23 protein-coding genes and 1 tRNA gene are annotated in these 23,232 nt (G+C 66.5%); 19 read left to right on the top strand and 5 right to left on the bottom strand.

Translation table 11 applies throughout. The features are described from left to right. Positions 1-3: 3 nt before the first annotated feature. Positions 4-489, bottom strand: coding sequence for a L,D-transpeptidase family protein (locus ACFSJC_RS01855; RefSeq protein WP_386022919.1), 486 nt, complete (start codon positions 487-489; stop codon positions 4-6). Positions 490-690: 201 nt separating this feature from the next. Here ACFSJC_RS01855 and ACFSJC_RS01850 point away from each other — a divergent pair. Further along, positions 691-767 (top strand) — tRNA-Pro (locus tag ACFSJC_RS01850). 266 nt (positions 768-1,033) lie between these two features. On the opposite strand, the gene ACFSJC_RS01845 is transcribed toward ACFSJC_RS01850, so the two are convergent. From ACFSJC_RS01845 to ACFSJC_RS01835, 3 genes are all read right to left on the bottom strand, one after another. Next, the gene (locus ACFSJC_RS01845) at positions 1,034-1,966 is read right to left on the bottom strand and encodes a helix-turn-helix transcriptional regulator (protein ID WP_386022373.1); all 933 of its coding nucleotides are present in this window, start codon (positions 1,964-1,966) and stop codon (positions 1,034-1,036) included. Between the two features lie 256 nt (positions 1,967-2,222). Further along, positions 2,223-3,980 (bottom strand): ABC transporter ATP-binding protein, encoded by a 1,758-nt coding sequence (locus tag ACFSJC_RS01840; protein ID WP_386022370.1) that lies wholly within the window; start codon positions 3,978-3,980, stop codon positions 2,223-2,225. Beyond that, positions 3,973-5,760, bottom strand: a complete 1,788-nt coding sequence (locus tag ACFSJC_RS01835; protein ID WP_386022367.1) for an ABC transporter ATP-binding protein — start codon at positions 5,758-5,760, stop codon at positions 3,973-3,975. The genes ACFSJC_RS01840 and ACFSJC_RS01835 overlap by 8 nt, the downstream gene beginning before the upstream one ends. 304 nt (positions 5,761-6,064) lie before the next feature. Between ACFSJC_RS01835 and ACFSJC_RS01830 the strand changes: the two genes are divergently transcribed. From ACFSJC_RS01830 to ACFSJC_RS01800, 7 genes are all read left to right on the top strand, one after another. Beyond that, on the top strand, positions 6,065-7,045 hold the full coding sequence (locus ACFSJC_RS01830) for an ABC transporter substrate-binding protein (RefSeq protein WP_386022364.1): 981 nt from the start codon (positions 6,065-6,067) through the stop codon (positions 7,043-7,045). 9 nt (positions 7,046-7,054) lie between these two features. Next, entirely contained in the window at positions 7,055-8,074 is a 1,020-nt protein-coding gene (locus ACFSJC_RS01825; RefSeq protein WP_386022361.1) for a FecCD family ABC transporter permease, read from the top strand. A 1-nt stretch (position 8,075) separates the two neighbouring features. Further along, entirely contained in the window at positions 8,076-9,173 is a 1,098-nt protein-coding gene (locus ACFSJC_RS01820; protein WP_386022358.1) for a FecCD family ABC transporter permease, read from the top strand. Then, positions 9,170-9,970 carry an ABC transporter ATP-binding protein gene (locus ACFSJC_RS01815; protein WP_386022355.1) on the top strand — a complete coding sequence of 267 codons (801 nt, stop codon included), beginning with the start codon at positions 9,170-9,172 and terminating at the stop codon, positions 9,968-9,970. The genes ACFSJC_RS01820 and ACFSJC_RS01815 overlap by 4 nt, the downstream gene beginning before the upstream one ends. Before the next feature lie 127 nt (positions 9,971-10,097). Next, a complete protein-coding gene (locus tag ACFSJC_RS01810; protein WP_386022353.1) occupies positions 10,098-12,332 on the top strand; it encodes a TonB-dependent receptor in 2,235 nt (744 codons plus the stop codon). Positions 12,333-12,635: 303 nt separating this feature from the next. Beyond that, a complete protein-coding gene (gene hemP / locus ACFSJC_RS01805; RefSeq protein ID WP_386022350.1) occupies positions 12,636-12,890 on the top strand; it encodes a hemin uptake protein HemP in 255 nt (84 codons plus the stop codon). A 152-nt stretch (positions 12,891-13,042) separates the two neighbouring features. After that, positions 13,043-13,813 carry a hypothetical protein gene (locus ACFSJC_RS01800; protein WP_386022347.1) on the top strand — a complete coding sequence of 257 codons (771 nt, stop codon included), beginning with the start codon at positions 13,043-13,045 and terminating at the stop codon, positions 13,811-13,813. Between the two features lie 75 nt (positions 13,814-13,888). On the opposite strand, the gene ACFSJC_RS01795 is transcribed toward ACFSJC_RS01800, so the two are convergent. Continuing rightward, entirely contained in the window at positions 13,889-14,527 is a 639-nt protein-coding gene (locus ACFSJC_RS01795; protein ID WP_386022344.1) for an SOUL family heme-binding protein, read from the bottom strand. A 389-nt stretch (positions 14,528-14,916) separates the two neighbouring features. Here ACFSJC_RS01795 and ACFSJC_RS01790 point away from each other — a divergent pair, with 389 nt between their 5' ends. The 11 genes from ACFSJC_RS01790 to ACFSJC_RS01740 all read left to right on the top strand — a co-directional run bounded on the left by ACFSJC_RS01790 (position 14,917) and on the right by ACFSJC_RS01740 (position 23,163). Next, positions 14,917-16,332 carry a form I ribulose bisphosphate carboxylase large subunit gene (locus ACFSJC_RS01790; protein WP_386022341.1) on the top strand — a complete coding sequence of 472 codons (1,416 nt, stop codon included), beginning with the start codon at positions 14,917-14,919 and terminating at the stop codon, positions 16,330-16,332. A gap of 59 nt (positions 16,333-16,391) precedes the next feature. Continuing rightward, positions 16,392-16,733 carry a ribulose bisphosphate carboxylase small subunit gene (locus tag ACFSJC_RS01785; protein ID WP_386022338.1) on the top strand — a complete coding sequence of 114 codons (342 nt, stop codon included), beginning with the start codon at positions 16,392-16,394 and terminating at the stop codon, positions 16,731-16,733. Positions 16,734-16,780: 47 nt separating this feature from the next. Further along, positions 16,781-19,045 (top strand): CsoS2 family carboxysome shell protein, encoded by a 2,265-nt coding sequence (locus ACFSJC_RS01780; RefSeq protein ID WP_386022335.1) that lies wholly within the window; start codon positions 16,781-16,783, stop codon positions 19,043-19,045. Positions 19,046-19,070: 25 nt separating this feature from the next. Further along, positions 19,071-20,708, top strand: a complete 1,638-nt coding sequence (locus ACFSJC_RS01775; RefSeq protein WP_386022332.1) for a carboxysome shell carbonic anhydrase — start codon at positions 19,071-19,073, stop codon at positions 20,706-20,708. Then, positions 20,705-20,950 (top strand): carboxysome peptide A, encoded by a 246-nt coding sequence (locus tag ACFSJC_RS01770; protein WP_007042725.1) that lies wholly within the window; start codon positions 20,705-20,707, stop codon positions 20,948-20,950. The genes ACFSJC_RS01775 and ACFSJC_RS01770 overlap by 4 nt, the downstream gene beginning before the upstream one ends. A 2-nt stretch (positions 20,951-20,952) precedes the next feature. After that, complete coding sequence (locus ACFSJC_RS01765; RefSeq protein ID WP_386022328.1) at positions 20,953-21,216, top strand: carboxysome peptide B; 264 nt, start codon at positions 20,953-20,955, stop codon at positions 21,214-21,216. A 118-nt stretch (positions 21,217-21,334) separates the two neighbouring features. Beyond that, positions 21,335-21,649 carry a BMC domain-containing protein gene (locus tag ACFSJC_RS01760; RefSeq protein ID WP_386022325.1) on the top strand — a complete coding sequence of 105 codons (315 nt, stop codon included), beginning with the start codon at positions 21,335-21,337 and terminating at the stop codon, positions 21,647-21,649. Between the two features lie 52 nt (positions 21,650-21,701). Next, entirely contained in the window at positions 21,702-22,025 is a 324-nt protein-coding gene (locus tag ACFSJC_RS01755) for a BMC domain-containing protein (protein ID WP_386022322.1), read from the top strand. An 89-nt stretch (positions 22,026-22,114) separates the two neighbouring features. Continuing rightward, positions 22,115-22,642 (top strand): ferritin-like domain-containing protein, encoded by a 528-nt coding sequence (locus ACFSJC_RS01750; protein WP_386022319.1) that lies wholly within the window; start codon positions 22,115-22,117, stop codon positions 22,640-22,642. A 21-nt stretch (positions 22,643-22,663) separates the two neighbouring features. Next, positions 22,664-22,939, top strand: a complete 276-nt coding sequence (locus ACFSJC_RS01745; RefSeq protein ID WP_386022316.1) for a 4a-hydroxytetrahydrobiopterin dehydratase — start codon at positions 22,664-22,666, stop codon at positions 22,937-22,939. A gap of 26 nt (positions 22,940-22,965) precedes the next feature. Continuing rightward, entirely contained in the window at positions 22,966-23,163 is a 198-nt protein-coding gene (locus tag ACFSJC_RS01740; RefSeq protein ID WP_386022313.1) for a hypothetical protein, read from the top strand. Positions 23,164-23,232 lie beyond the last annotated feature (69 nt).

Genomic DNA, 23,232 nt, shown 5'->3' with positions numbered 1-23,232 from the left:
ATCTCACCCCAGGATCTCGACCGGCGTACCCCGAGGCACCTGATCGAACAGCGCGATCAGATCCGGGTCGCGCATGCGGATGCAGCCATGAGAACGCGGCTCGCCCATGGGCTCCCAATACGGGGTGCCATGGATGTAGATGAAGCGCCTTAGGGTATCCACAGGACCGCCGCGATTGCGCCCGGACTCGCACCCCGTCAACCAAAGAATACGGGTCAGGATCCAATCTCGTTCCGGATACGCCGCCGCCAAGGCATCATCGAAAATTTCGCCGGTCGGCCGTCGACCGCGAAACACGGTTCCAACCGGACATCCGTCGCCGATCCCCAATCGCACCCGATGCAAGCCGCGCGGCGTACAGCCGCTGCCACGCTGCTCGCCAACCCCATTGAGGCCGGTCGAAACCAGATAGCTCCCCAACAGGCGCGGCCCATCCAGCAGCATCAACGTCTGAGCACCGACATCCACCACGATTTTTTTCGACACGATATCCTCTCGCAATCATCAAGACGCCTCCAGCACCAACCCCATGGTCAGTCCGGGTCGAATCGAGCACGACGATGCCATAGATCCATCCGTCGGCCAAACGCCGCCACCAAGCCACATCCAGTCGACCTCCCCCATCCGCCTAGCACCCGCAAATCAACCATTGACAGAAAGACAATCGATCACTAAGATTGTACGTCTTTACGGGGCGTAGCGCAGCCTGGTAGCGCACCTGAATGGGGTTCAGGTGGTCGGAGGTTCAAATCCTCTCGCCCCGACCAAAAAATAAGCGGTTAGCCGAGAAATCGGCTAACCGCTTTTTCTTTGTCCAGTCCAAAATCAATTTGGAGTCGTGCTCGGCTTTCGTATCCTCAGGACCGATCGGGCTGCAGGGCTGCACCGAAAGCACATTTCTCAAGCAGCCGTAGCCGTTCGATGAGGATCAAACCCACTGGCCGCGCCCTCCAGCTTTAGCACGGCAGTGCACCCAATCATAAATCCAGCTAAGGCGTTGGTTGACCTAAGAGGATGGATCGCAAGCGTCCGTTCAGGCGCACGCCGACAGCAATCCGCACATATCTCCTCTCGCCTGGTGACGCGCCTGGCTAGGCAGACATCCGAACTGTTTGCGGAATGCGGCGCTGAAGTGGCTGATGTTGGTGTATCCCAAGATGACAGCGGTCTCGGTCACATTGTGCGACTGAAGCAGGCGACGCGCCTGCTGCATGCGCTCTTCCTGAAACAGCGCATAGATACTGCATCCGAAACGCCGCTTGAAACCGACCTTCAATTTGTATTGGTTCATTCCTACCGCCTGGGCCAGCTCGGCGATCGTAGGCGGAGTGCTCAGATCGCATAGGAGCAGATCCCGGGCACGATCCAGTTGCCGGCACTCCCGCTGTGATGGCCGCTTGGCTTCGTCGTTCGCTCTGAACGCGGCCAGGTGCCAATGCAGATAGTCGAGCGTGGCCGCGTGCAGCAACAGACGCTGACGTGGAAATTCGCTCATCAGACAAACGACGTTCAACGCCGACCGCAAGGCCTTTCGGCACGAACCCGTATCGAGCAGGAAAAAGTCGGATGCGCCCCGGCCACCAACGAGCGCGCATGCCGCGTCACCTGCCAGCTCTTCGAGGGTCTGCGGGCTGACCATCACCGCCAGATTCTGAAACTTCTCGCAATGACGGACCTGAAACTCCTCGCCCGCAGAGCATCCCAGGCTCATGTCCCCTTTGCGATAGGCCAAAGGATGGACGCCCACGCGCCCCTCGCAGAAGCCATCGAGCTGACAGTTCAGATGCAGGAACTCGCAATCGCCAGAAAAGCACTTGGGTGTATCGACCGCATCGAGACAGGCTGCGGTCGTGTGACACACCATCAGTCCGGACTGCAAGGTGACGACCCGAGGCTCCGGGGAACATTGGGCCGCCCCGCTCGAATCTGGGCATCCAGTCGTTCCAGGTTCGAAGAATGTATTCATTGATGACAACCGCATTCATGCAAATGCTAATTACTAGCATTTAATGGAAGTCTAATACCCCATAACCTACACAAGCAAGTGGAATTGATTTCTCTCGAATACCCACACCATCGAGCCGCATGGGCGTGAAGAGGACGAAACGGATCCAGCACACTCCCAGTCGGCGCCGACGCAACGGCGCCCAGACGCCGGATAGAGTCCGGCTTCGGTGCGCTTGGGGAGGTGCATCCCGCACCACCGACTGGCCCCGCAACGATCAGGCCGTTTGTCCGAGCGAGACCTGGGCCTCCCAGAGTTCCGAGTAGAGCCCGCCGCGCCCCAGGAGCTGGTCGTGATCGCCGACCTCGGCGACTCGCCCGTCGCGCAGCACCACAATCTGGTCGGCGTTGCGCACCGTGCTCAGACGATGCGCGATCATCACCACCGTGCGGTCGACGGCGAGCCTGCTCAGGGTGCGCTGGATCGCGCGTTGCGACTCCGGGTCCACGGCCGCCGTCACCTCGTCGAGCAGCAGAACCGGGGCGTCCTTGAGCAGGGCGCGGGCGATCGAGAGACGCTGTCGCTCGCCGCCCGAGAGGCTCAACCCGCCCTCGCCGACGCGCGTCCGATAGCCGTCGGGAAGACGGCTGACGAAGTCATGACAGTCGGCGGCCCGGCAGGCGCTCAGGATCTCCTCGTCGCTGGCGTCCTCGCGCCCGGCGCGGATGTTCTCCAGGATGGTGCCGTCGAACAGCTGCACCTGCTGGAACACCATGCTGATCAATCGGTAGAGCCCGTCGGAACCGATCTCGCGCAGGTCCGCGCCGCCGATGCGCACCGCGCCCCGGTCGGGGTCCTGGAAACGCGCCAGCAGGTGCAGCAGCGTGCTCTTCCCCGCCCCGGACGGACCGACGATCGCGGTGACGCTGCGCTCGGGCACCTCGAAGCTGATCTCGCTCAGCGCCGGCTCGCCCGCGTAGGCGAAGGAGACCCCATCGAAGCGCACCGAACGGCCGGCCGGCTCGACCGGACGGGCCGGCTCCGGCAGCAGGGCCGCGCGCCACACCTCCTCGAGCTTGACCTCGCTCTGACACGCGGAGCGCAACATCAACAGATACTCGGCCACCTCCAGCATCGGCCCGATGAACTTGTAGGCGAGCAGGAACAGGGCCAGCCAGGCCAATGGGGCGTGCGGCGTGGCCGCGGCCAGCCAGGCACCGGCCAGAAACAACAGAATCAGCCCGCCCTCGACCAGCAGACGAAAGAGCATGACCGGCCCGGCGCCCCACTTCTCGATGCCGAGGCTGAGCCCGCTCAACTCGGTGAAGTTTGCGTTCAGCCGTTCCAGCCAGGGCCCGGCACGATCGAAGAGGCGCAGCGTGGCGAGCCCGCCGATGAACTCCACCAGGGTTCCCGAGGTCTCCTTGACCCGTGCGTGCTTGTGCAGTCCGGCGCGCTCGAACATCCGGCGTGCCAGCACCAGCGCCACCGTCGCCAGCGGTGCCATGGCGGCCAGGGCGAGCGCGAGCCGCCAGTCGATCCAGGCCAGCACCAGAATCGAGGTCAGGGCGAGCCCGAGCGCCGCGACGAAGTCCGCCGAGACATGGGTGAAGATCGCCTCCAGCCGCTGAATGTCGTCGGTCAGGAGGTCGCTGAGATGACCGATTCGACGGGTGCGCAGCACACCGATCGGCATCGCGCGCACCCGATCGAGCAGCCCCTCGCGATAGCCCCCGATGATGCGGTAGCTGCCGAGGAAGCCGAGGCGCTGACCATGATGGGCGAACGACCACTGCAACAGGAAGATCGCGAGCAGCGCGGCACCGAGCCAAAGCGGCTCACCGGTCCACTCCCAGCCCGACACGGGGGACTGCGAGACATCGAGCAGCCACAGGAAGCACAGCAGATAGGGCAGGACCTCGGTGCAGCGCTCCAGCACGCGCAGCACCAGACCCGCCAGAAACACGCGGGGCGAGGCGCCACTGCGCCGCACGATCCGCCACAGGCTCCGCCAGACGTCGACCGACTCAGCCATTGACCACCTCCGTCGGCGTCGCCGGACGATTCCACCCGATGCCCGAGCCTGGACGTTCGTCGTCGGCGACCAGCGTCCACTCCTCGATCTGCTGCTCGCGGCGCCACATCGCCCGGTAGTAGACACTCGAGCGCAATAGCTCGGCATGGGTGCCGCGATCGGTGACCTGACCCCGCTCGAGCACCAGGATCTGATCGGCCTGCTCGATCCCGTACAGCCGATGCGCCACCACCAGCAGCGCCTTGTCCGGATAGGCCGCACGCAGCGCCTGGAAGAAGGCGCGCTGCGTCAGGCTGTCGGCAAAGGCGGTGGCCTCGTCGAGCACCAGCACCTGGGTGTCGGCGAGCAGCGCCCGAGCCACCGCGATGCGCTGGCGTTCGCCCCCCGACAGACGCGCACCCAGCTCGCTGACCTGGGTCTCGTAGCCATCCGGCAGCGCCTCGATCAGTGTCTGCGCCTGCGCCACCTCGACCGCTCGGCGCAACTGCGCCTCGCTCACCGTGGGACGCGCGAGCCGGAGGTTGTCGCGGATGGTGCCGCTGAACAGGAAGACGTCCTGAGTCGCCAGCGCGATCAAGGCCGCGCGTTCCGCATCGCCCAGATCCTGGATCTCAACCCCATTGATGCGGGCGGTGCCGGAGGCCGGCACCAGCGCTCCGGCGACGATCTGGGCGATGGTGGACTTGCCCGAGCCCGAGGGACCGAGCAGCACGTTGAAGCTGCCCGCCGTCAGGCTCAGGCTCACGTCCTCCAGAATGGAGCGGGGGCCATAGGCGAAGCCGACCCGATCCAATGCGAGCGTCACCGGCGGCTCGATCTGGCTCGCGCCGCAGCGCGGGCCGGCGCCAATGGCGAGGATCGGCGCCATGCGACTCAGCCCGGCGAAGATCCCAGGCATCTCCATGAAGAAGCGACTGACCTTCAGCATCGGGCGAAACACGCCTGCCCCCAGCATCACCGCAAGCGCCACCTCGGCGGCGCTGACCTCGTCGCGCGCCTCGAGCCAAGCCCCGAGCGGCAGCACCAGCAGCATGTGGGCGCCGAGCACGCTGGTGAACAGCGACCAGCCCGGCACCGTGCGCCGGGTGATGTCCTCGGTGAGTTGGTAGTAGTCGCGCAGGCGCCGTTGCAGCAGCCGGAACCCCGAGGTCGCGTGGCAGAAGATCTTCATGACCGGCATGTTGCGCAGATACTCGACCGTCACGTTGCTCAGGTCGGCGGTCGCGCGATTGAAGCGCTCGTGCTCCTGGCCGCTCCCACGCATGACGATGGATGCGCTGACGAACGCCAGCGGACCGACCGCCAGGACGGCCAATGCCAGGCGCCAGTCCACCCAGAACAGCAGCCCAGTGACGACCAGCGGCGCCAGAACGGCGGCCGTCACCTCCACCGTGTGATGGGCGATGAAGGCCTCCATGCGTTCCACGTCCTGGATGACCGACTGCTTGAGCGCGCCGGCACCCTGCGCCAGCAGCCAGTGCAGCGGGGCGGCGGCCAGTTGGCTCACCAGCCGCTGGCGCGTATCGGCCATGATGGCGTAGGCCGTGTGATGGCTGATCAGGTAGGCGACGCCATAGGCCAGATACTTCAGCAGCAGGGCCACCAACAGCCAGACCGCGCAGCTCAGCAGGGTCGATGGCAGATCCTGCGGATCGACGAGCAAGGCGTCGATCGCCCGAAACAGCAGCCAGAACGGCACCAATTCGGCGATCACCGCGACCAGGGTCACCAGCAGTGCGGCCAGCAGCGCAATGCGCCGCCCTGCCATGAGCTGGAACATCAGGCGCCGGCTTCCGCCGTCATTCGCTCCTCTCTCCATGTCGGATCACTGTCGTCTCGGTCAGAACCAGACCTAAGCATCGACGCGCCCGACAGCGGACGACTACCCGAATCGGTGCGGGATCCGCGCGCGCCCCTTGCGCCGATTCGGGTAGCGACCGGCATCGCCCCGCTCAAATAATGAAATCAAGATTTGTTCGCATTTAGAGAGATATTGCATCATGGGGTCAACAACCAGCGACCGAGCGACCGATGACGGTCGGAGATCGGCCGGCGCAGCGGCTCGGACGAACAACGCGAACCGAATGCGCCAAGGGTCGCTGCGACGCGCGTTTCCGGCCCTCCTCGCGACCGCCTTGGGGATCGCCGGACTGGGTTCCGGCATGACGCGGGCGGACGTCTTTCCGGTCAGCATCGTCGATGCCCGCGGCCAGACGGTCGTCATCGAGCGGCGCCCCGAGCGCGTCGCGGCCATCTCCACCTTCGGCGCCGATCTGCTCTCCGCCCTGGGAGGCAGGATCGCCGGACTCTCGACGCTCAACGGCAAGCACTCGGCCTTTCTCGGCGAGGCCGCCACCGGGACGGTCGATCTGGGCGAGATACACCAGGTCAACCTCGAGGTCCTGACCCAGCTCTCGCCCGATCTCATCATCGGTCTGCGCACCTACACCCAGCCATTCGAGAAGAAGATCGAGGAGACCGGAACCTTCGTCGCGCTCGACCTGACCACGCTCGACGACTCGCTGAGCGCGGTGACCCGCGTCTCGCGGGCGCTGGGGTTCGAGGAGGACGGCGAGGCGCTCAACGCGCGGTTCCTCGCCGACCTGGACGCCCACGCGGCCAAGGCGCCGGGTGGCGTCAGCGCCGTCTTCCTATGGGACTGGGCCGACGTGCCCTATGCCTTCTACAACCACTATTTCACGACCCAGATCATGGACCGGCTGGGGGCGACCAACGTGCAGGGCGACAGCCCGACGCCAGAGCTTCAGATGCCCGATTCGGCGGCCATCAGCCTGGAGACCCTGCTGCGCCTCGATCCCGACGTCATCCTCGTCTTCAAGGGAGAGGACGGACCCTTCGCCGATCATCCGGTCTGGCCACGGCTGAAGGCGGTCAAGAACGGCCGCGCCTGGCGGGTGAACGATCAGTACGTCATGTCGCACGGTCCGCTGGCGCGCGAGATGGTGCTGCGCGAGATGGCGCATCTGCTTTACCCGGACAGCTTCCCGGAGCCCACCGACATCCCGGAAGCCGCGCGCGCCACCCCGATGACCTTCGTCGAGTAGGCCGCGTCGATGTCGGGACGACTCCTCTCCGGGCCCTTGCGCGCCGTCGCGCCCGCCCCGCCACTGGTGTTCGGGGCCGCCTGTCTCCTCATGCTCGGCATGGCGGGGGCCGCCGCGCTGAGCCTCGGCGACTACCCGATTCCACTGACCGAACTGCCCCGAGCCCTGTGGCACGGCGGCGACTCGAACTCGGCCTTCGTACTGCACGAGCTGCGTCTGCCGCGCCTGCTCACCGGTCTGCTGGCCGGCGCGGCCCTGGGCATGGCCGGGGCGATCGCCCAGTCGATCACCCGCAACCCGCTCGGCGAGCCGAGCCTGCTCGGGGTGAGCGCTGGCGCCGCCTTCGCCATGGTGCTCTGCATGGCCTTCGCCAGCCTGCCGCTCCCCCTGATGCTCGCCTGCGGCACCCTCGGCGGTCTGCTCGCAGCGCTGCTGACCTTCGGCATCGCCCTGCGCACGCGCCTGGAGCCGCTGCATCTGACGCTCACGGGCATGAGCGTCAACCTGTTCTTCCTCGCCGCCATCACCCTGGTGCTGGTCTCCTCCCAGACCGAGGCCAACGGCATCTACTACTGGCTGAGCGGCAGTCTGGCCAACCGCACCTGGTCGCAGGTCCAGATGCTCTGGCCCTGGGTCGTCGCTGGACTCGCGCTGGGCGTCGCCTGCGCGCGCATCCTCGACCTGCTGACGCTCGACGAGGAGCTGCTGACCTCGCTCGGTCTGCGTGCCCTGCCCTGGCGTCTGCTCCTGGGGCTGACCGCCGTGGTGCTGACGGCCGCGACCGTCTCCGCCACCGGGCCGATCGCCTTCGTCGGTCTGGTGGCACCGCATCTGGTGCGTTTCGGGCTGAGCCACGTCGGCGAGCGGACGAGCCATCGGGCGCTGCTGCCCCTGTCCGCGCTGGTGGGTGCCTGCCTGGTCTGCGGTGCCGACCTGATCGCCAAGTGGCAGGAGATCCCGGTCGGCATCCTCTGCGTGCTGGCGGGCGGTCCGCTGCTGGTGCGGCTGATCCGCCGTCAGGAGGCCTGAGATGTCCAGCTCGTCATCGCCCTCGATCCCCCTCCCCAAGGCGCCGACCTCCGTGCCCCGGACGCCCGCGACTGGCCGCTTTCACTGGATCGTCGTCGCGCTCTGCGCGGCACTCGCCCTGATGATGGTGCTGTCGCTGCTCGCCGGCTCGGTGTCGGTGGACCTGGCCAGCGTCTATCGGGGGCTCCTCGATCCGAGCGGGGAGTCGCTGGGGCACGACCTCGTGTGGAACCTGCGGCTGCCGCGCACCCTGCTCGCGGTGCTGGTCGGGCTCCACTTCGCCGTCTCCGGGCTGATCCTGCAGGCGGTGATCCGCAATCCGCTCGGCGATCCCGGCGTCATCGGCATCTCCAGCGGCGCCAGCCTGCTGGTGGTCACGGTACTGCTGCTGGGCGACCTGCTCGATGCCAATCTCCTGCACGACGCCAGCACCGAGATCTCACTCACCTGGTTGCCGTTCGCCGCCTTCGCCGGGGGCATGGGCGCCGCCGTGCTGGTGCTCGGGCTGTCCTGGGGCCGACGGATCGACCCGGTGCGGATGGCCCTCAACGGGGTGGCCGTGGGCGCGGTGCTGAACGCCCTGGTGATGTGGGTGGTGGTGGTCTGGGGCGGGGCACGGACCGAGATCGCCCTGATCTGGCTGGCCGGCAGTCTCTACGGACGCGACTTCGATCACCTGCTGCTGCTGTTGCCCTGGACCCTCATCGGTCTGGGCGCGGCGGCGCTGCTGCTGCGCCCGCTCTCGGTGCTGCGCTTCGAGGACGAGACCGCGCAGTCGCTCGGGCTGCCGGTGCGCCGCTGGCGCCTGATCGCGATCGGCGTCGCCGTGCTGCTCGCCGCCAGCGCCATCGCGGTCGCCGGCCCGGTGGGGTTCGTCGGGCTCGTCATCCCCCACCTGGCGCGACGCCTGGTCGGGGGCGAGATGCGCCGCCTGATGCTCACCACCCTGCTGTGCGGCGCACTGCTGACCCTGTCCGCCGATATCGCCGCGCGCCTGCTCACCGTCTCGCAGGAGCTGCCGGTCGGCGCACTGACCTCCCTGATCGGCATCCCGATCTTCCTGCTTCTGTTGCAGCGCCGCACGAGGGCGCACCCATGACCCTGCACGCCACCCGACTGACCCTGGCCTACGGCCAGCACACCATCGTCGACATCCCTGAGCTGCGCCTGGAGCGCGGCAAGGTCAGCTGCCTGGTCGGCCCCAACGGCTGCGGCAAATCGACCCTGCTCAAGGCCCTCGGCGGTCTGCTCCGCCCGGCCTCCGGCACGGTCCGACTCGACGAGCGCCCGCTGTCCGACTGGGAGCCCAAGGCCCTCGCCCGCCGGCTCGCCAGCCTGCCCCAGAGCCCCTCGGCCCCGGACGACATCAGCGTGCGCCAGCTCGTCGGGCACGGACGCTATCCGCATCAGGACCTGCTCGGCGGGGCCAGCGCCGAGGATCGCGCGGTCGTCGACTGGGCCTTGAGCGCGACCAGCATCGCCCACCTGCGCGAGCGCCGCTTCGCCACCCTCTCCGGCGGCGAGCGCCAGCGTGCCTGGTTGGCGATGACGCTGGCCCAGCAGGCGGAGATCCTGCTGCTCGACGAACCCACGACCTACATGGACATGGGGCACCAGGTGGAGCTGCTGGAACTGCTGGCGAGCCTGCAGCGGCGTCACGGACTGACCGTCGTCATGGTGCTGCACGACATCAATCAGGCCAGTCAGTACGCCGACCGGGTGCTCGCCATGTACGAGGGACGGATCCTCGCCGACGGGACGCCCCGCGAGGTCGTCGACTCGCACCTCACCGAACGGCTGTTCGGACTGCGCACCGAGCGCATCGATCGCGAGATCGAGGGCAGACGCATCCCCTATTGTCTGCCACTGCCCACCAATGGCGCGAACGCGCACTGATCCCGTCTCGACACCCACTCAGCCAGTGCAGTCCGCATCCCGATGCCAGCCAACGAGACACCCGACCCTGACCATCGAGCCGATGGCCGGGACACAGATCGAACCCTCTAACGACAGGTGATTCAGCATGATTCGACGCGACGCCGGAGGCCCGGATCCGCGCCTCCTTCCCGTTCTCGATGGCTTTCGATTGCAGCCCATCGCGCTGGCGACCATCGGCGCCCTCAGCCTCGGCGGCGCCGGGCACGCACTGGCCGACGCGCCCACCGACTCGGAGGCCGAGGCGGCCGTGATCCTCGACACCATGACGGTCACCGCGCGCCGCTCCGCCGAGCTGGCGAAGGACATCCCCTTCAGCCTCACCACCGTCGGCGGCGAACAGGTCGAGGAGCGGCGGCTGCACTCGCTCAGCCAACTGCTCCAGCAGGTACCGAGCGTCGATTTCGTCTCGAACATGGGCATGAGCAACCGCACGCTGCGCATCCGTGGCGTCGGCGCCCTGCAGAAGGTCAGCGGCGATGACACCTCGGTCGTCATCAACCTCGACGGTCTGCCACTGTCGGCGACCAGCTCGACGATGAGCCTGCTCGACATCGATCGGGTCGAGGTCCTCAAGGGACCCCAGGGGACCCTGTTCGGACGCAACTCGGAGGCCGGGGCCGTCAACATCACGACGCGCCGGCCGACGCGCTGGACCGAGGGCTACGTCCGCGGCGAGGTCGGTGAGGACAACTATTGGATGCTCGAGGCGGCGGTCGGCGGCCCATTGAGCGAGACCCTGAGCGCCCGTCTCGCCGCGCGGACCTCGCAGATGGACAGCTTCGTGACCGACGTCGCGGACGGCGAACCCGTCGTGCGGCCGCGCGACCAGGCCTTCCGGGGCTCGCTGCTGTGGGAGCCCTCGGCGGGCACCAGCCTGTTGATCACGGCCGGACATGAGGAGCAGAAGGACAGCGACGTCGACTATTTGCTCTATCCCTACAGCGACTCGCCCGAGGTTGATCAGCCCTCCGGAGGCATCTCCGACGAACACCGCATGGATCGGTTCACCGCCGAGTTCAACTATGAACTGGAGCATGCCGTCCTCACGATCCTGAGTGGCTACTCCAAGTCGGACAACGAGAACACCACGCCCATCTACGAGGGGCTGACCTATCAGCGACTGGTCGGAATGAAGCCCGACGCGCGCTGGACCACCCAGTCCGACGAGACCATCTACAACGACGAAATCCGTCTCTCCTCCAAACCCGGGGCCGAGCTCTTCTGGGTCACCGGCCTCAACTACTATTACTCCGACCGCACCTGGGACAACCGCAACACCTACGACAACTACTATCCATCCAACCCCTACAACGCCACGATCGACCGCGACTTCACCACCGAGTCCTTCGCACTCTTCGGCGAGACGACCATTCCCATCCCGAACCTGGAACGACTCAAGCTGACACTGGGCGCACGCTATACCTGGGAGGACAAGGACTACCAGGCCAAGTGGCGCGCCAACGACAGCAACCCCAGCCCCCTCCGCGTGGCCAGCGACGACCAGAGCCTGAGCGACGACTATCTGACCGGGCGCATCGCCCTGGGCTACGCACTGACCGAGGAGACCAATCTCTACGGTCTCTTCGCCCGCGGCTACAAGAGCGGCGGCTTCAATCAGGAAGGCACCAATTTCACCTATGGCGAGGAAGATCCCGCCTACAAGGCGGCCACCGTCAACACCCTGGAGACCGGATTCAAGTTCGAGAGCGCCGACGGTCGCTTCGGACTCAACGGCGCACTGTTCTACAACCTGGTGAAAGACGACCATCTGCTGGGATTCGATCCCCAATCGATGGCGACCCTGGTCGAGAACTACGATACCGAGAGCAAGGGGGTCGAACTCGAAGGCGTGTGGCGAGTCGGCGACGGGCTGACCCTCAGCGGCGCGCTCACCTACCTGGACGCCCACATCCTGGTGGACGGCGACGACAGCGCGAGCGCCGTGAAGGACGGCAACGAGGTGCCCGAGGTCCCGAACTGGGGCGCGAGCGTCTCCATCAACTACATCAAGCCGCTCCCACCCTTTCTGGGGCTCGGTGCCCCCGTCCTGAACACGGAGCTGACGAACCGCTACGTGGGTTCGCGTCCCGCCGACCCGCAAAACAACTTCGACCTGGACGCCTACAACAAGCTCGATCTGCGCGTCGGACTCCAGGAGAAGGGCGTAGAGTTCTACGTCTGGGCCGAGAACCTGCTCGACGCGGACTACGACCTCTACGGCTACCACATCGCCCCCTACTACCCGGGAGGACTCGACGCCCGCATCGGCTACCCAGGCCGCCCGCGCAGCGTCGGACTCGGAGTGAGCTACATGTTCTGAGCCGCCGCCCAGCGCACGTAAAAAAGGAAGGGCGGTCACACACCGCCCCTCGCCCGCATCACCCAAGCGTGCCCGTAGAGTTGAAAGACAAGAGGAGACCGAGTACGAAAGCGGCCGCGAGAATGGCGGGCAGCAGGCTTCCACCAAGCTTCAGAATGGATCGAATCATCGCTAAAGGCCTCATGCATGATGTCGCTAGGCCGACCAGGAGTGGCTGTTGCAGCTCACCCTTTCCGACTTGAAAGTTAAATGATAACTGTTATCATTTAGATAAACAATTACCCACTCAGCCGGATTCTCATCATGAGCATGCACGCAGAACACCCATCAGCAAACGACGAACAGCCTCCCGACGGCCCACAAAATCGCAACCGCAGGACAGAGCCAACACGACCGCTCAGCGTCTACAGCGCTGAGTTGCTGGGCTCCGACCCGGAGCTGACCATTCTCCATGCCGGTGAACGCTATCGGCTGCGACGCAGCCTCTCTGGACGACTCGAACTGATCGGCCCTGATGCACTGCCACAACACACCCTACATCCGACACACAGACGCTGAGCCGGACATCCTCGGCGATCCTGACAGACCGCTGCCCAGGGGCTGAGACAGAGCACGCAAGCTCTCGCCCCTGCGCTTCCCCTCCCGATTCAAAGACCCAACCATCGTGACCTCGTTGCCGCCGAAGTTGATCGCCCTGGGGCATCAGCTCGATGATGCGGGTCGACAGCGAAGAGACGAACTCGCAAAGGCGGTGGCTTGAGCCCTACTTGGGACAATCAACGGGGAGCGCATCAATCATGGGAAAGCTCGCAGAGGCTTTTAAGCAATCACTCACATACCCACAGATCTTGATCTGGCTGCTCTGGATCGCCTTTCCGATCTACGGATTTTTTGCCAGCAATCGTCTGTTGCCTCCAGACGACGGGTACAGCCTGCACGTGGTCATGGCATCGCTCACCGGAAATCTCTCTGCCGTGGAGCCGCTGGTGTTCATGGTCTTCAATCTCCTTGGCGTGATCCCCATGGCCTATGCCCTGTTGGTGCTCTTCGATGGCAAGGAACAACCCCTCCCTGCCTGGCCGTTCGTGATTGCGTCCTTCTTCGCCGGCGCCTTTGGCATCCTCTTTTACGTGGCGCTGCGCCGCTGGGGCCGCGACGTCGAGGGGACCAGATCCCAACTCCAACAGCGTCTGGACTCGCGGGTCGGACCGGCGATCCTGCTGATCGTCTCGATCCTGTTGGTGATCGTCGGCACTGGTGGATCCATGCAAACCTACCTGGACCTGTGGCAGACCAAGCCGCTCGTCCATGTCATGACCCTCGATCTGGTAATTCTGCTGCTCGTGCTCCCCTTCCTGGCGATCGACGACATGCGACGGAGAAACGTCCAGGGTCGCGCCTGGAAAATGCTTGTCGCGCTGCTCCCGGTCTTTGGCGTGCTGATCTATCTCGTGGCTCGACCGAAACTCAGCGATGCGTGAGCCCAGAACAACAGCCTGCGGACTTACGCATCGCGGTTGGTGATCCGGGCGCGCTTCAGCGCACAGGATCCAGGCTCAGTCCCGAGCCAGCTCGATCATGACCTCGTTGCGGCGTAGGAATCCGGGCGTGAAGGGATCGTTGTAATAGGCGTAGACCGGTTCACCGAGCGATCGCAGACCGCGTGCCGCGATCCAATCGCGCAGCGCCCGCTCCTGCTCCCCAATCAGCGTATCGGTGGTCCTGCCGCTGAAGCGCACCACCGCCGTGCGCCGCGCCGGAATCTGCTCCAGCCGAACGTCACCACTCGCGGGCGCCGGCAGCGAGGCGAGGTCGTAACGCGCGGGCATGATGAAGCGAACCGACCACTCGCCGGGTTCGGTCGACGATTGGGTCACCGGCGCCGTCATCGCGATCCGCTCGGCAGACTGCTGCGTGACCGGGGCGGTCATGGCCACGCGCTCGCCCTCGCGCTCCTTGGCGAAGATGTAGCCCGCGAGCGGCGAAAAGCCGGCACTGAGCGCCGTTTGACGGTCCCCCTTGCGCGTCACCTCCGCGACCACCAGTGGCGGATAGTCGCGGACCTCGAACGGCTCGTCGCGTTCCACGACGCGATATTCGGGCGTCTCCACGTTCTGAACGACGAACACGAACACGGCCATGGCGGTGATGGCGAGCAGCACCAGGGCCGCGACCAGGATGATCAGGATCTTCATAGCGATAACTCACAAGGCGCTTGATGAGGTTTCAGACAGCTCACAGAGAGCCAGACATTTCGAGAACAATATGCGGTTGGCTGGCGGGACACCAAATCCCGCCCTGACGGAAAAGCACTCAGCACGGCCGCGCGACAGATTCAAAGCTTCGCTCCACCAGCGTCCCGCCCCCCCGCCCTGCGTCCTCTAGCGCCAGCGTCAAAAGCGAACCATCACAGTCTCTTATCACCGAACCTCAACGGCACGGCGCGCATCCGTTCGAGAATCCCAAGACGGCAATCCATCGACAGAAATCGATCTTTTGCATTCTTTATATCGATTGGAATTCGAAATCGCTCACATCTAGATTTATCAACCATCCAGGTCGCACCCATAGAACGGAGCAAATGATGAGCATCAAGACCTACGACGCGGGCGTGAAAGACTACGCACTCACCTACTGGACGCCCGACTATGTGCCCTTGGACTCGGACCTGCTGGCCTGCTTCAAGGTGACGCCCCAGGCGGACGTTCCTCGGGAAGAGGCCGCAGCAGCGGTTGCTGCGGAATCCTCGACCGGAACCTGGACGACGGTCTGGTCCGATTTGCTCACCGATCTCGACTACTACAAGGGACGCGCCTATCGCATCGAGGACGTGCCGGGCGACCGCGAGAGCTTCTACGCCTTCGTCGCCTACCCCATCGATCTGTTCGAGGAAGGCTCGATCGTCAACGTGCTGACCTCTTTGGTCGGCAACGTCTTCGGCTTCAAGGCGGTGCGGGCGCTGCGCCTGGAAGACATCCGCTTCCCGCTGCACTACGTCAAGACCTGCGGCGGTCCGCCCAACGGCATTCAGGTCGAGCGCGACCGCCTGGACAAGTACGGCCGCCCCTTCCTCGGCGCCACCGTCAAGCCCAAGCTCGGACTCTCGGCCAAGAACTATGGCCGCGCCGTCTACGAGATGCTGCGCGGCGGACTGGACTTCACCAAGGACGACGAGAACGTCAACTCACAGCCCTTCATGCGCTGGCAAAACCGCTTCGAGTTCGTGATGGAGGCCGTGCGCAAGGCGCAAGAGGAGACCGGCGAGCGCAAGGGACACTATCTGAACGTCACCGCGCCGACCTGCGAGGAGATGTTCAAGCGGGCCGAGTTCGCCAAGGAGCTGGGCGCGCCGATCATCATGCACGACTTCCTCACCGGCGGCTTCACCGCCAACACCAGTCTCGCCAACTGGTGCCGCGACAACGGCATGCTGCTGCACATCCACCGCGCCATGCACGCCGTCATCGACCGCAACCCCAAGCACGGTATCCACTTCCGCGTGCTGGCCAAGTGTCTGCGCCTCTCCGGCGGCGACCATCTGCATACCGGCACCGTGGTCGGCAAACTGGAAGGCGACCGTCAGTCGACGCTCGGCTTCGTCGACGCCCTGCGCGAATCCTTCGTGCCAGAGGATCGCTCGCGCGGACTCTTCTTCGATCAGGACTGGGGCGGCATGCCGGGCGTCATGGCGGTGGCCTCGGGCGGCATCCACGTGTGGCACATCCCGGCGCTGGTGACCATCTTCGGCGACGACTCCGTGCTCCAGTTCGGCGGCGGCACCCAGGGCCATCCCTGGGGCAACGCGGCCGGCGCGGCGGCCAACCGGGTCGCGACCGAGGCCTGCGTCAAGGCGCGCAACGAGGGTGTCGAGGTCGAGAAGAACGCCCGCGAAATCCTCACCGAGGCCGCGCGTCACAGCCCCGAACTGGCCTCCGCCATGGAGACCTGGAAGGAGATCAAGTTCGAGTTCGACGTGGTGGACAAGCTGGACGCCGCTTAGGGCGATCCGTCGAACGAACACGACCGAAGCACCATTCGACCTGAGAGGACATCGACGCCATGAGCAACGCGAGCACCATGGGCGACCACGCCACCATCGGCCGCTACGAGACCTTCTCCTATCTGCCCCCACTGAGCCGCGACGAGGTGATGGAGCAGATCCTCTACATCCTCGACAACGGCTGGAACGCCTCGCTGGAGCATGAGCACCCGAGCCGGTCTTTCGAATACTACTGGCCGATGTGGAAGATGCCCTTCTTCGGCGAGCAGGACCCCAACGTCATCCTCGCCGAGATCGAGTCCTGCCGACGCGCCTACCCGGACCACCACGTCCGCCTGGTCGGCTACGACACCTACGCCCAGAGCAAGGGGCACGCCTTCCTGGTGTATCGCGCGGCCTAGAAAGCAGGCCAGTCATTCAGACACGCAGAACGCAACGAGAGGCAAGCATGGACAAGGCTGGAAGCGAACGACGGCTAACTGGGCGCGAGGCGTCCATCGCCAAGCGCCGCGCCATCGCCGCCGGCGGAAAGACGCAGAGCACGAGCAGCGCGCCCAACCCGAGGGCCGGCGCACGCGCGGAGCGCAAATTGGAGCACAGGCCTGAGCGTGCCGAGGCCGCTCGTGCGGACAGCGCACCGACACCAAGCCGCCCCGCCCCACGGACAGAACAGCCACGCAAGACCGAGCGGAATCGCCAGTTGGCAGCCGGTCAAGGACGCGCACGGTCCATGCAGCGGCGCGAACGGCTCACACTGGGCAAGTCGGCGGCGCAGGTCACCTCCACGAGCGATCGCGGAGCGGACACGCGCGGCCTCGCCGGGCGTGAAGCGGCGATCGCCCGCCGCCGCGCCATCAGCGGCATGGAACCGCCGGCGCCTCGCGCCAGCCGCTCCAAGCCCGCAGACGAAGACGCCCGGCACACGATCGTGGAGCCAGCCAAGGACAGAGCCCTGGCCAGCGAGCGGCGCAGCCGCTCGGGCCGCCCACGCCCGGCCAAGGGCAAAAATGCGGCGGTCTCACGGGGACGGCTGCTCTCCATGGCGCGGCGCGCCGCCATGGCGGATCGCGGCCGCTCCGGGGTCGAGGCGCTGGGCGGACGCTCGCGCAACGCCGCAACCACATCACTGATGCGCAATGCCGGAGTCAGCTCGCGCGAGATCGCCAAGCGGGTCCGCGAGGAGCGCTGCGAGCATGGCAAATGCGGCGACACGGGTCCGCGACCGAGCGGGCGGACCCGCCGCCAAGCGCGTGCGGAGTCGGACCCCGCCCCCACCAAGGTCGGCGTGAGCGAGACCGCCTCCGGACAACAGGTGACCGGCACGAAGGTCGGTCGCAGCAGGCGCACGACGGGCGACGAGCCAGGTGCCTGCCGCGCCGTGACCGGAACCGAATACATGGGCGCGGAGGTGTTCCAGGAATTCTGCGGCCAGGGTCCGGTTGCGACCCCCGGTCGCCAGGCGGCGGCGACGGCCACCGAGCAGGATCAGACCCTGACCGGCAACCAGGTCGGACGCAGCACCAAGGTGACGGGCGATGAGACCGGCGCAAGCCGCCAACTGACGGGAACGCCCTACACCGCGCCCGGCCCCGAGGGCGCCCCACCCAAGGTGCGGCAGACGCAGACCCTGAGCGGCCAGTCGGTCACCGGCTCCATGATCGGGCGCCGCGAACGGGTGACCGGCAACGAGGCCGGAACCTGTCAACGCGTGACGGGCAACGAGTACCTCGGCAGCGAGCACTTCCAAGGCCACTGCAAGACCTCGCCGGAGCCCTTCGGCGGCAAGAAGGTCGGTGTCGACGCGACCTGGCACGGCCAGCAGGTCACGGGCAGTCAGATCGGCCGCTCACAGCAGGTCACGGGCGACGAGCCCGGCGCCTGCGAGGTCGTCACCGGCACCGCCTATCTCGGCGCCGGCCCGGTGCTCGCGCACTGCGGACCCGAGATCGCCCAGGCCATGTTCGAAAGCGCCCCCCTGCGGCACGGCACCCCCGGCGCCGGGCTCACCGGGACCCAGCCCGGCATCGGCGGCGTCATGAGCGGAGCCGCCAAGGGCGCCTGCCAATCGATCACGGGGACGCCCTATCTCGGTCAGGACCAGTTCTTCGCCGCCTGCGGCGAGGGCTCGGCGGCAACGCCCGGTAGTGCGGACTTCCCGCAGCCGCTCAGCGGCGGCAACTGGACGGCCTTCAGCTTGAACACGCCGGCACGCTCGGCACAGGACCGCACCGACGAGCGCCGGGTGACGGGCACCGCCTACGACGAGACGCGCAGCCGCATCACGGGTCCCTTCAACATGGCCGGTGGCGTGGTGACCGGAACCGATGACTTCCGCCTGCGCCGGTCCGGCGACGCGGATCCGCACCCTGACGGCACACGCCCCATGGCAATGGACCCAACGATGCCGGCCATGATCGCATCCGAACAACCGGCCGAAGCGCCACGCCCCCGCATCACCGGAGAGGGCATGGACGGAGGCACGCGCATCACGGGCGACGATTGGGGACGCAACGAGCGGGTCACGGGCACCGAAGGCACCTCCGCATTCGGGCGCAACCCGACTCGCCGGGGAACGCCCATGGGGGCCTTCGCCGGGGCGCGTGCCTATCGCGACGCCCAAGCGCGCAAGGCACCCGAACTGCAGATCACGGGGAGCAGCGGCAGCACCGACCGGGGCGCCCTGGTGACCCTGTCCGGCGGGGCCAGAGGCTGAGCGGGAGCGCCAAGGAGCCATGAAGATGAAGCCCAGCCCCAAGTCACGCCGCCGCGCACCGATGTGGAGCAGCCTCAACGCCCGCCCCAGGCCCGCAGTGCAACCCGTATCGGCGGTCGCGGCCCCGGCAGACGCCACCTGGCTGGAGCCCCCCGCGAGCCCGATCGACGCACGCCCCGATGAAACGCTCCGGGACCAGGCTTTCCGCAACGAAAGGCTTCGGGATGACGCGCTCCAGACCGCTGTTCGCCAGAAGCCAGACGCGCTGCATCCCTTGACCCGAGCGGAGCAGAACCGCCAATTGTGGGCATACGAGACGCGCGTGAAGGGCGCCTTCGCGCGGATCGTGCCGACGCTCAGGGCCATCGCCGCCCGTCAGCATGCGCCTGACTTCGAGCGCTCGGCCCAGGAGTCCGCGCGGGCGGCACTCGGATTCGCGCTGCCGGACGACGCGTTGGCGGATGCCTGGGTGGACCGGCTGGACATGCGCGCGCTCTTCGCGCACGCCACCTTCGAGACCTTCCGCGCCATGAGCACGGACTATTTCACCGCAGATCCGCTGGAGACCCACCCTCAAGCACGGGACTTCCAGGACGTTCTGCTGCGTTGCGGCTTCCACGCCATGAACGTCACGCCCTGCGCCGACGGGCGCCTGGCGCACACCATCAGCTATGTGCTGCGCCTCCCGATGGGGACGGTACAGCGCCGATCCTCCGCCGGCGCACTCTTCGACGTGGAGGAGGCGCTCCAGCGCTGGGAGGCGGTAGAGCTGGGGCGTTTCCGCGAAGGCGTGCCCAATCTGGCCGACGCCCCGACCCGCTATCTCAAGGTGGCGGCCTATCACTACAGCAGCCGCGACCCCGATCACCAGGGCTGCGCGGCACACGGCAGCGATACGCGCGCAGCCGCCTCGGCAGGACTGGCGCAGCTACGGGCCTTCCGTCTGGCCGTCGAGAACACCCATTGCTGCGGCGCCTCGATCGCGACGCTGCTCATCGGCATCGACACCGACACCGACCGCCTGCGCATCCACCTGCCGAACGACGCCGGAGAGCCGGATCTGGATCGCCTGGTCGACGCCGGTGGACTCTACCGCGCGACGGCGCAGCTCGATCCCGAATCGGCACGGACCCGGATCCGCGAGGCGATCGCCCGACCGCGCGACGGCGGTCCGCCCCCGGAGGCCGGCATGCAGGACCTCATGGCCAAACTCATCGAGAACAACCTGTCGCAGATCGACTATGTCCGAACCTACGCCGGGGAGCACTACCCGGATGCCGGTCACCAAGAGCGTTTCATCGGCGTCGGTACGGACTTCGAGGAGGTCCATCTGCGCAACCTGACCTACTTCGCCTTCATGCGCACGCTGGAGGAAGGGGCGCCCAACCTGGACGTCGGCATCGAGATCTTCCGCCGGCTCAACGTGGCGCACGGGCTGCCCATCCCCATCGTGCTGCGCTTCCACTACACGGGCCAGGTGCCCGGGGCGCGCGAGCGGGCGGTCCAACGCTGCGCGCGGATCGCCGAGGCGATCCTGAAACGCTATCCGGATCTCGCCGAGCGCGGCCTGATCCAAACCTATTGGACCCTGCGCGATACCAGTCGCGCCGACCCCATCGAATGCGTCGGAAGCTCGCTGCCGAGCACCTGGAGGGAGGTATGAAGATCTGCCAGGTCGAGAAGCCACTGGTCGCGACCAATCGCATCCCAGGGCTGGAGCATCGCCACCTCCAGGTGGTGCGCGACGGCAGGAGCTCACTGGTCGCCGTCGACGCCGTCGGCTGCACGCCCGGCGACTGGGTGATCTGCGTCGGAAGCTCGGCGGCACGCGAGGCCGCCGGCCACAAGGATTACCCGAGCGATCTGACCATCGTCGGGATCATCGATCACTGGGAGGCGCAGTGAGCATGGACATCATGCAAGTCGAGGACTCACTGGTCTGCACGCGCCGGATACCCGGTCTGGCGCGCGTCTCGTTCCGGGTCCTGCGCGGCCCCCTGGGCGAGCGGGCGGTGGCGGTCGACACCGTCGGCGCCCGTCCGGGCAACTGGGTCTTCACCATCAGTGGCTCGGCCGCGCGTCTCGCGGTCGGGAACGGGATTCTCACCGATCTGAGCATCGGCGGAATCATCGATCGCTGGGAGGAGGACGCAACCTCCGTGAGGGACTGACCCCAACGCGGGCTTGGACGCCCGAATTCGACCATCCGATCGCGCGGGGCGACGTTTTTCGAGCAGGCTGGTTTACCCAAAACACAGGTTGGTTTATCCAAAACAGAGGAGTCACACAATGGCCAACGAACACTACGGGATTGCACTGGGAATGATCGAGACGCGCGGTCTGGTACCCGCCATCGAGGCGGCGGACGCCATGACCAAGGCCGCCGAGGTACGCCTCGTCGGTCGGGAGTTCGTCGGCGGAGGCTATGTCACCGTGCTGGTGCGCGGCGAGACCGGTGCGGTCAATGCCGCCGTGCGGGCCGGGGCAGACGCCTGCGAGCGAGTGGGCGACGGACTGGTCGCCGCCCACATCATCGCCCGCCCCCATCGCGAGGTCGAGCCGGTACTGCCGACCGGCAGCCCGGAGACCAAAGAGGCGGCCTAGTTCGAGACGCGTTCTGGATGCAATGATTTTTTCGATGTGAGGAACGACCACCATGGCCAGTGAAAATTATGGAATCGCCCTCGGTATGATCGAGACGCGTGGACTGGTGCCCGCCATCGAGGCGGCGGACGCCATGACCAAGGCCGCCGAGGTGCGCCTCGTCGGCCGTGAATTCGTCGGCGGAGGCTATGTCACCGTGCTGGTGCGCGGCGAGACCGGTGCGGTCAATGCCGCCGTGCGGGCCGGGGCAGACGCCTGCGAACGGGTGGGCGACGGACTGGTCGCCGCCCACATCATCGCCCGCCCCCATCGCGAGGTGGAGCCGGTCCTGCCCAAGCAACCGGGCGACACCGACGGCGGGCACGGCCGGTCCTAGGCGACGCTGGCCGATCGCATGGCTGAGAAACCGCCAGCCGGCTGCGCCAGCGATCGCCTCGTCAAACGCGCGAACGCGGATCGAGCGCCATGACCGCACACCCCGGAATCCTGAACCCCGGAACCGTGAACCTCAGAGTGCTGGGCTATCTGGGCCGCGCCCTGAGCTACGAGTTGAGCGCGGTACAGCAGTATCTCACCCATGCCGCTCTGGCGGAGCTGTGGGGCATGGAGGAGATCGCCAGTCACTTCCGCCAGGAGGCGAACGAGGAGCAGGCGCACGCACAGCGGCTGATCGCGCGCCTGCTCGAATTCGGTGCCATCCCCAACGGTTCGCAGCTGACTCCGGTACGTGCGGGCCTGTCGCTGATCGAGCTGCTGCAGGCCGATCAGCTGCTCGAACAGCGGGCGGTCGCGCTGTATCGCGAAGCGGCGCAGTACTGCGCGCTGATCGACGCACCCGACGACCAGGCCCTGTTCGCCGCCCTCCACGACGAGGAGCTGAGCCACGTCCGGCAACTCGACGCCTGGCTGCAACAGCTACGCTCGCCCCCGACTGGCATCATGGGGCACCAGTCGCACACCACCCATCGACCGCCAATCACTGACGACACCTGACAACAAACGACGAGGATCACCATGTCCAATCAAGCAGCCACCTGGAAAGAACGCAACCGCCCCGCGCGTCTGGAGCGCCGTATCGTCTTCGAGGATTACGAGCAGACCCGGGACTTCCTAGAGGCCCTGGCCGACATCAGCGAGGCTGCCAATCGCTACCCGGACATCAGCTTCGGGCGCACCTCCGTAAGCCTCACCATCCAGACCGACGAGGACTCGGGCGCGATCCTGCCCGAACATCGGGCGTTCGCCCGTCAGATCGACGCACTCATCACGGCCGTTCCGGCGGCTTCTTGATCTGACGCGACCTGGAGATCAGAACCATGACCGATGACACAGAGCCGCCCATCGCCCCGCCCGAGCCGCCGGCGGCCGAGCCCGCCGCAGCCCCCAGCACCAAGGCCAAAGCAGTACCAAGCGGCGTCAAACGTCCAGCCGCTCGACGCCCGCGCACCAAACCGGAGGCCCAGACGACCGACGACCACAACTATCGCTCCAGCCAGCGTGTCTGGCCCGATTGACGGGATCAACCCTCGTCGCGGGATCGAACGCCTCGCCAGCACCCCTGGAGCGCGCGTTATCATCGGAGC

This window comes from Thiorhodococcus fuscus (assembly GCF_042682685.1).
Taxonomy (GTDB): domain Bacteria; phylum Pseudomonadota; class Gammaproteobacteria; order Chromatiales; family Chromatiaceae; genus Imhoffiella; species Imhoffiella fuscus.
This window is presented reverse-complemented; position numbering and strand designations above follow the sequence as displayed.